The following is an 8268-nucleotide window of genomic DNA, read 5'->3' as shown; positions in this document are numbered from 1 at the left end:
CAGACAGCGGAGCGGTAGTTCAGTTGGTTAGAATACCGGCCTGTCACGCCGGGGGTCGCGGGTTCGAGTCCCGTCCGCTCCGCCATTAATTTGAAGGCCTTCCCAATCGGGAAGGCCTTTTTGCTTTTTGATACCTCAAGTTCATCTGCTCAGCGGCTCCCATTTTCCCTTCGCTGTATCAATTCAACTTCATTCAAAGGCCCTTGCCGTCCCCTTCTTATCCACCTCAGTAGAATACGCAGAGCCAGACTGTTGTCATGTTGGGGTGAGTCCATTCCACTCTGTGTTTCTGGCGGGCGGGAATATTGATGTGATCGCCCGGGCCCAGTTGTACCGACTGTTGTGCCTGGGTCTGGGGATCGACGAACAGCAGATTGGCTTCGCCCTGTACGACCAGGATCCACTCATGTTCATCTTGATCGTACCACTCTCCCGGTGCTGTCTGATGTCCGTGAGAGAGAATGCGCTCTATCCGCAGGTGGTTGGTACTGACCAGATCCTGAAAGAGCTCGGTAGGCAGTGGCGAGGGGATATCGTTCAGCAGATTGCGTGTGTGCATGGGTTATCTCCCGTCTGGCTGTGCGAATGTGTTCTCTGCAGTATAGAAGTGTGTCCCCTGGATGAAGGTGATAGCAGTAACAAGCTGGTATGCAAACTTGTGTCCGAACGAGAACGCTTTCCGCCATTTTGATGAAAAAGTCAGGGAATTCGCTGCAATTTCGACAAATTCTTGCTATTTTGCGCGCCACAAACGCAAACGATTTCCTTCACACTTTCAGGATATGTCATGGCAAAGCAAGATATGGCCGCCCAATCAGGGAACGGCGGCTTTTTGGACTCTTATTTTTCCATTTCCGCGCGCGGCAGCAGTGTGCGCCAGGAGCTGTTGGCAGGGCTGACTACCTTCCTTGCCATGGTCTACAGCATCATAGTGGTACCGAACATGCTGGGTGCTGCCGGTTTTGAGCAGGGCCCCGTCTTCGTGGCAACCTGTTTGATCGCCGCCTTCGGCTCTCTGCTGATGGGGCTGTGGGCCAAGCTGCCCATGGCTATCGGGTGCGCCATCTCCCTCACCGCCTTTACCGCCTTCAGTCTGGTACTGGGTCAGGGACTGAGCATTCCGGTTGCCCTCGGCGCCATCTTCCTGATGGGTGTGCTGTTTACCCTGATCAGCGTCACCGGCGTGCGCCAGTGGATCCTGGATAACCTGCCCTCCGGTATCGCCCACGGCACCGGCATAGGTATCGGTCTGTTCTTGCTGCTGATCGCTACCAACGGCGTCGGCATGGTGATCAAGAACGAAGGGGCCGGTCTGCCGGTTCAGCTGGGTGAAGTGACCTCCTTCCCGGTCATCATGACGGTGCTGGGTCTGGCCGCCATCTTCGGTCTGGAGCGTCGCAAGGTGCCGGGCGGTATCCTGATGGTGATCGTCGCCATCTCCATCCTCGGCCTCATCTTCGACCCGAAAGTGACCTGGCAGGGCTTCTTCGCCATGCCGAGCCTGACCGGCGAGAAAGGCTCTCTGGTTGGCAGCATGGATCTACTGGGCGCCCTCAATCCTGTGGTCATTCCGACCGTACTGGCGCTGGTGATGACCGCCGTGTTTGACGCGACCGGCACCATCCGTGCTGTGGCCGGTCAGGCGGGTCTTATCAATGAGCGTGGACACATCATCAGCGGTGGCAAGGCCCTGACTGCTGACTCCGTCAGCAGCATGGTGGCTGGCGTGGTGGGTGGTGCTCCGGCTGCCGTCTACATCGAGTCTGCCGCAGGTACCGCTGCCGGTGGCAAGACAGGTCTGACCGCAGCCCTGGTCGGCGTGCTGTTCCTGCTGATGATCTTCCTCTCGCCGCTCAGCTATCTGGTACCAGCCTACGCCACCGCACCGGCCCTGATGTATGTCGGTCTGTTGATGCTGGGCAACGTCACCAAGCTGGACTTCAACGACTCGGTCGATGCCCTCGCTGGCATGCTGTGCGCCGTCTTCATCGTGCTCACCTGCAACATCGTCACCGGCATCATGCTGGGCTTCGTGGCGCTGGTCGTGGGTCGTCTGTTTGCCGCCGAGTGGAAGAAGCTGAACGTCGGCACCGTCATCATTGCCGTGGCACTGGTGGTCTTCTATGCCGGTGGCTGGGCCATCTAACCCGTTCACTTATTCCGGTTGTAGCGAAGGGCCCTGCGGGCCCTTTTTCATGGCTGTGAGGCCGCTAACAGTTTCCCGCCCGTTTGCCTCTCGCTGTTTCAGATTGAAACACCAATGGCCTTTCTTCTGTTTCAAATCCGAACCGAACAGGCCGTCATTTTTCTCCCGATTTATCCCGTTAGACTGGCTTCATCAACCATTTGCCCACCCGAGCGGTGGCAAGCCAAGGAGTGAGCCATGAAGAAACTGATCAATGCCGTCGATGCCGTGGTCCGTGAACAACTGATGGGGATGGCTGCCGCCCACCCCGAGCTCAAGGTACGTATCGAACCCCACTACATCACCCGCGCCGACTCTCCCGTGATGGGCAAGGTCGCGCTGGTCTCCGGCGGTGGCAGCGGCCACGAGCCGATGCACGGCGGTCTGGTGGGCAAGGGGATGCTGGATGGTGCCTGCCCCGGCGAAATCTTTACCTCGCCGACCCCGGATCAGATGTACGAGTGCGGTCAGGCGGTCGATGGCGGTGCTGGCGTACTGTTCCTGGTGAAGAACTACACCGGCGATGTGCTCAACTTCGAGACCGCAGTCGAGCTGCTGCACGGCGATGGAGTCAAGGTGGGCTTCTCGTTGATCGATGACGACGTGGCGGTGAAAGACAGCCTCTACACCGCCGGTCGACGTGGCGTCGCCACCACAGTGCTGTGCGAAAAACTGGTGGGAGCCGCTGCCGAAGCCGGCTATGACCTGACCCGTTGCGAGGCACTGGCCCGTCGCATCAACAATCAGAGTCGCACCATAGGCGTCGCCATGCACGCCTGTACCGTGCCTGCCGCCGGCAAGCCCTCCTTCACTCTGGCGGACAACGAGATGGAGTTTGGCGTGGGCATCCACGGCGAACCCGGTATAGCGCGCCGCCCCTTCACCGACCTCAATACCCTGGTGGATGACATGTTCAGCGAGCTGGCGGACAACACCCCCTATGGCCGCACCCTGCGCCATTGGGACAGAGCCTCCGGCAGCTGGCAGGAAGAGCACACCTTCATCGAACCGCTCAACCGGGGCGATCGTGTCATAGCCCTGGTCAACAGCCTGGGCGGCACCCCGATTTCAGAGCTGTATGGCGTCTATGGTCGCCTCGCGGCCCTGTGCGAAGAGGCGGGCATCCATCTGGTGCGCAACCTGATAGGTCCCTACTGCACCGCCCTCGACATGACAGGTATCTCCATCACATTGCTCAAGGTGGACGACGAGCTGATGACCCTGTGGGATGCCCCCGTTCACACCCCCGCCCTGCGTCGCGGCTGCTAAGGAGCCCTTACTCTCATGCTAAGCAAACATCACATCGTCAATTGGCTGCTCGACTGCGAACACATCTTCACCGAGCAGCGTGACTACCTCACTGCGCTGGATACCGACATCGGCGATGGCGACCACGGTCTCAACATGCAGCGCGGCTTTACCAAGGTGGCCGAGAAGCTGCCTGCGGTGGCGGACAAAGACATCGGTCAGGTGCTGAAAACCACCGGCATGACTCTGCTCTCCTCGGTCGGCGGCGCCAGCGGCCCGCTCTACGGCACCTTCTTTATCCGGGCGGCGGCCAGCACCGACGCCTGCCAGAGCCTCAGCCTCAACCAGCTGTGCAAAATGCTGAGCGATGGTGTCGAGGGAATCGTCTCTCGCGGCCGCGCCGAGCCGGGCGACAAGACAATGTGCGACGCCTGGTGGCCGGCACTGGCCGCCCTGCAACAGGCCCAGCAGCAAGATCTGCCCCTCAACGAAGCGCTGGACAAGGCGGTGGCTGCCGCGGCGGCCGGCACTGAGGCCACCATACAGATGCAGGCCCGCAAGGGGCGCGCCAGCTATCTCGGCGAGCGCAGCATAGGCCATCAGGATGCCGGAGCCACCTCGACCCTGCTGCTGCTGACCGCCCTGCGTGATAGAGCGAGGTTGTGACATGATAGGTATCGTAGTTGTCTCTCACAGCGCCATGCTGGCGGCCGGATTGAAAACGCTGGCCGACCAGCTGGGCAGCCCGGCACGGCTGTTGCTGGCGGCCGGGGTCGATGATCCCGACCACCCCATAGGCACAGATGCCATCGCCGTGATGAGTGCGATAGAAGAAGCAGACGACGGCAGCGGCGTGCTGGTGCTGATGGACTTGGGCAGCGCCCTCTTGAGCGCCGAAACCGCCCTCGAACTGTTGCCCCCCGAGTTGAGCGCCCGGGTGCGGCTCTGTCCCGCCCCGCTGGTCGAGGGCACCCTGGCCGCCGTGGTGGCGGCAGGTTCAGGTATGAGCCTCGACGAGGTGGCCGCCGAAGCGCTCGGCTCACTGGGCCCGAAACAGGCGATGCTGCCTGCCAGCGCTACGCAGGCCGCCACTGAGGCGGCCCCCGTTACCGACGATGGCTGGCTGCGCTGCGAAGTGGTGGTGGATAACCCCCACGGCCTGCATGTGCGCCCCGCCGCTCGTCTGGTGGCCGCCCTCAAGCCCTTTGCCGCTGAACTCAAGCTGCAAAAGGGGGAGAAAGAGGCCAACCCCCGCAGCCTGACCCGGCTCACCATGCTCAACGTGCGTCAGGGCGACACCCTCGCCCTGCTGGCGCGCGGGGAGGATGCCAACGCCGCACTGATCTGCTTCCAGCAACTGGCCGACGAGCGCTTCGGCGACTGATCGCCGCTTACCAGCCTGTTTCAACGCGTGGCACCGACCGAATGGGCCAGCTGCCGCGCCACTTAAAGACGAAGGACTCCCCGGCACAGCCGCCCCTTCGCCCCTGTTAGTTTCAAAAGAAGTCTTATGAACTAGAGAGAGGGATAGAATATGGACCGCATCATCATCAGCCCCAGCAAATACGTGCAAGGCAACGGGGCCCTCGCCAATATCGGCAACTACGTCAAGGCGCTCGGCGCCAAGCCGCTCATTCTGGCCGATGCCTTCGTCACCAAGCTGGTTGGCGACACGGTTGCCACCAGCTTCCACAGCGTGGACATCAAACCGGAGTTCGACTGCTTCAACGGCGAGTGCTCCCGCCCCGAGATCGACCGCCTGCTGGCCCGCTGCAACCAGACGCCGTTCGACGTCATCATCGGCATCGGTGGCGGCAAGACGCTGGATACCGCCAAGTCGGTCGCCTTCTACCAGAAGGTGCCAGTGGTCATAGTGCCCACCATCGCCTCCACCGATGCGCCTACCAGCGCGCTGGCGGTCATCTACACCCCACAAGGGCAGTTCAGCGAATACCTGATGATCCCGACCAACCCCAATATGGTCATCATGGATACCGGCGTCGTCTCCCGCGCCCCGGTGCGGCTCTTGGTCTCCGGTATGGGGGATGCGCTCTCCACCTACTTCGAGGCGCGGGCCAACAAGGTCTCCGGTTGCCAGACCATGGCCGGTGGTGCCTCTACCCTGGCGGCCCAGGCCATCGCCGAGCTCTGTTACAAGACACTGCTGGCCGATGGCTACAAGGCCAAGCTGGCGGTGGAGCAGGGGCTCTGCACCAAGGCGGTGGAGAACATCATAGAGGCCAACACCTATCTGAGTGGTATCGGCTTCGAGAGCAGCGGCCTGGCCGCCGCCCACGCCATCCACAATGGCCTGACCCAGCTCGCCGAGTGTCACCACCTCTATCACGGTGAGAAAGTAGCGTTCGGTACCCTGGTGCAGCTGGTGCTGGAGAATGCGCCCATGGCGGAGATCGAGACTGTGCTGGCCTTCTGCCGCTCAATTGGCCTGCCGACCAACCTGCATATGATGGGGGTCAAGGAGCTGGACATGGCGCGCCTGATGGATGTGGCCAAGGCCTCTACCGCCGAGGGTGAGACCATCCATAACATGCCGTTCAAGGTCACCGCCGAGGATGTGCTGGCGGCCATAGTCACCGCCCACCAGCTGGGGCTGTAACATCAGCCACTGCTGACCTTGCCATATAACACGGCCCCGCAACTGCGGGGCCTTGTTGTTTGAGGCTGGGCGGTTTTTTTCCTTCACGCTGCAGAGCCCATCATCACTATCCGTGATAGTCGACGGGATCGATCTCAAGCAGCTTGAGCCGCCGCCAGAGGGTGGTGCGACTGATGCCAAGATGCTGGGCCATCTGGCTCACCTGCCCCTTGCAGGCGTGGGCGCAGCGCAAAATGGCCTGGCGCTCCAACTCCGCAAGCGTGAGCAGCGGTTGCCCCACCACCTCATCCGCTACCAGCTGATAGCCGTGGCGAATGGCGGCGGGTAGCGCCTCCGGCGGGATCAGCCCCTGACCGGAGTGAAGTAGCGCATGCTCGACGGCGCTGCGCAGCTCCCCCAGATTGCCGGGCCAGGGATAGGCGAGCAGGCAATCGAGTGCCGCCGGACTGAACTGGCGCATCGGCTCGCGCCCCTGCGCCCCTAACTGCTGGCTGATAAGGCCCGGCAGATCGGCCGCGCGCTCCCGCAAGCCCGGCAGCCACAGCTCGCACGCCTGCAAGGCATAGAGCAGTTGGCGGCCAAACAGCCCCTCCTGCACCAGTTGCTCCAGCGGGGCGCTGCTGGTGGCGACGATCCGCACCTTGAGCGGCAGTATGCGGGCCGAATCGAAGCGCTGGATGCGGCCGGTCTTGAGCAGTTGCAGCAGCGCCGCCTGCATGGGGGCAGAGAGGCACTCCACCTGCTCCAGCACGAGCGTGCCGCCGTGGGCAAGCTCGAACTTGCCCGCCCGCTCCTGCCCCGCCTCGTCGGAGCCCATCAGCTCCAGTGCCATCCGCTCGCTCGGCAGCGCCTGACAGTTGAGGGTAATGAGCGGCCCGGCGGCCCGCTCGCTGCCAAAGTGGATCGCCTCCGCCAGCTGGGCCTTGCCCACCTCCTCCTCGCCGCGCAGCAGGATCGGCCCCTGGCTCTGGGCCGCCTGCCGGGCGTAGCGCAGCAGCTTGCGCATGGCGCTCGATTCCCCCACCAGCGCCGACAACTCGGGCACCGTCTGGCGCAGCTGGTGAATGGCCCGCAGGCGGTCGACCGGGTGCAGCAGGGCGATAAAGCTGACCCCCTCCGGCCCCGGCAACGGCTTGAGGCTCACCAGCGCATTGATGAACTCCCCCTCCTGCCCGCCGAGCCGCTCCAGCGTCACCTCCACATGACTCAGTGGCGTCTGCCCCTTGATGGCCAGCTGCAAACGCTGGGGCAACAACAGGTGCTGCTCCAGCGGCTGACCGAGACAGAGCGCAGGATCGAGCCGCAGCCGGTTGGCCGCCAGCCCGTTGAGGTAGCGTAGCCGGCCCTGGGGATCCCAGGCCAGCACGCCGTCATCCATGCCGTCGAGCAGGGCGTAGAGCTCGCTCAGGTGGTGCTGGGACTCCTGCATCAGGGTCTCCATCTGCAGCAGATGGGCCAGCTCGCGACCGGCACTGACGGTGAGCGCCAGATCCCCGGCGCTTGCCTCCTCCAACTTGCAGATCAGGGCTATGATGGCGACCTGACGGCCGTTGCTGTTGTAGACCGGACTGGCGCAGCCGTGCCACGGATGGAGGGTCTGGTTGAAGTGCTGGGGGCCGCTGACGCAGAGCGGCACTCCCTCCAGCGCCGCCAGATTGATGGCATTGGTGCCGATGCGCCCCTCGCTGAAAAAGGCGCCGGGGCCAAACCCCAAAGCCGCCAGCTCGCGCAGGGTGTCGGGGTGGCCGGTCTGGGCCAGCAGGCAACCGCTCTCGTCGGTGAGCAGCAGGGCGCAGGGGCGCCCCTCCATAAATTCGTAGAGATCTTCGAGGGCCATCTCGCCGGTGGTGAGCAGATCCCGTTTGCGCTGGCGCAGGCTCTGCAGGGTCTGCCCCTTGGCGCTGTGGGGCGGATGCCAGAGGGTGGCACTGGTCTGGTGGGCGCAGCGCAGCCAGGATGCCTGCAGATAGTCAGGCCAAGGCAGCAGCGGCTGGAGGTCAGATGGCATGGTCACAGCAATATCCGGCAAGATGTGAGCCGACCATTTAACCACGCCAGCGGGTCCGATTCAGTGACCTGCCTCAGAGGGTGGCAACCCCGTCCTTCTCCCGGTCGGGTTCGCCTCCGAATTTGACGACAAGGTCGTCGCCAGTGGTGGAATTCGCTGCATCACCCTGCACCAGCCCGCCTGACCCTCCCCTACCGACAGATAACCCGG

At 62.9% G+C, this 8268-nt stretch carries 7 protein-coding genes and 1 tRNA gene; 6 read left to right on the top strand and 2 right to left on the bottom strand.

Annotation, left to right across the window (positions count from 1 at the left end; genetic code table 11):
• Positions 1-8: 8 nt before the first annotated feature.
• Positions 9-85: transfer RNA gene (locus GWQ29_RS19305), tRNA-Asp, on the top strand.
• 141 nt (positions 86-226) lie between these two features.
• Here GWQ29_RS19305 and GWQ29_RS19300 read toward each other — a convergent pair.
• On the bottom strand, positions 227-559 hold the full coding sequence (locus GWQ29_RS19300) for a cupin domain-containing protein (protein WP_265463330.1): 333 nt from the start codon (positions 557-559) through the stop codon (positions 227-229).
• A gap of 228 nt (positions 560-787) precedes the next feature.
• Here GWQ29_RS19300 and GWQ29_RS19295 point away from each other — a divergent pair, with 228 nt between their 5' ends.
• The 5 genes from GWQ29_RS19295 to GWQ29_RS19275 all read left to right on the top strand — a co-directional run bounded on the left by GWQ29_RS19295 (position 788) and on the right by GWQ29_RS19275 (position 6050).
• Positions 788-2146, top strand: coding sequence for an NCS2 family permease (locus GWQ29_RS19295; RefSeq protein ID WP_275920106.1), 1359 nt, complete (start codon positions 788-790; stop codon positions 2144-2146).
• Positions 2147-2383: 237 nt separating this feature from the next.
• Positions 2384-3454 carry a dihydroxyacetone kinase subunit DhaK gene (gene dhaK / locus GWQ29_RS19290; RefSeq protein WP_275920105.1) on the top strand — a complete coding sequence of 357 codons (1071 nt, stop codon included), beginning with the start codon at positions 2384-2386 and terminating at the stop codon, positions 3452-3454.
• A gap of 15 nt (positions 3455-3469) precedes the next feature.
• Entirely contained in the window at positions 3470-4099 is a 630-nt protein-coding gene (dhaL, locus tag GWQ29_RS19285; protein WP_275920104.1) for a dihydroxyacetone kinase subunit DhaL, read from the top strand.
• Between the two features lies 1 nt (position 4100).
• Entirely contained in the window at positions 4101-4817 is a 717-nt protein-coding gene (gene dhaM / locus GWQ29_RS19280; RefSeq protein WP_275920103.1) for a dihydroxyacetone kinase phosphoryl donor subunit DhaM, read from the top strand.
• Positions 4818-4967: 150 nt separating this feature from the next.
• Positions 4968-6050 carry a glycerol dehydrogenase gene (locus GWQ29_RS19275; protein ID WP_265434475.1) on the top strand — a complete coding sequence of 361 codons (1083 nt, stop codon included), beginning with the start codon at positions 4968-4970 and terminating at the stop codon, positions 6048-6050.
• Between the two features lie 106 nt (positions 6051-6156).
• Here GWQ29_RS19275 and dhaR read toward each other — a convergent pair whose 3' ends face one another.
• Entirely contained in the window at positions 6157-8058 is a 1902-nt protein-coding gene (gene dhaR / locus GWQ29_RS19270; RefSeq protein WP_275920102.1) for a dihydroxyacetone kinase operon transcriptional regulator DhaR, read from the bottom strand.
• Positions 8059-8268: the final 210 nt, after the last annotated feature.

The organism is Aeromonas sp. 2HA2 (genome assembly GCF_029237345.1).
Taxonomy (GTDB): domain Bacteria; phylum Pseudomonadota; class Gammaproteobacteria; order Enterobacterales; family Aeromonadaceae; genus Aeromonas; species Aeromonas salmonicida.
Note: the sequence above shows the minus strand (reverse complement) of the source record. Positions and strands in the feature narration are given on the sequence as shown.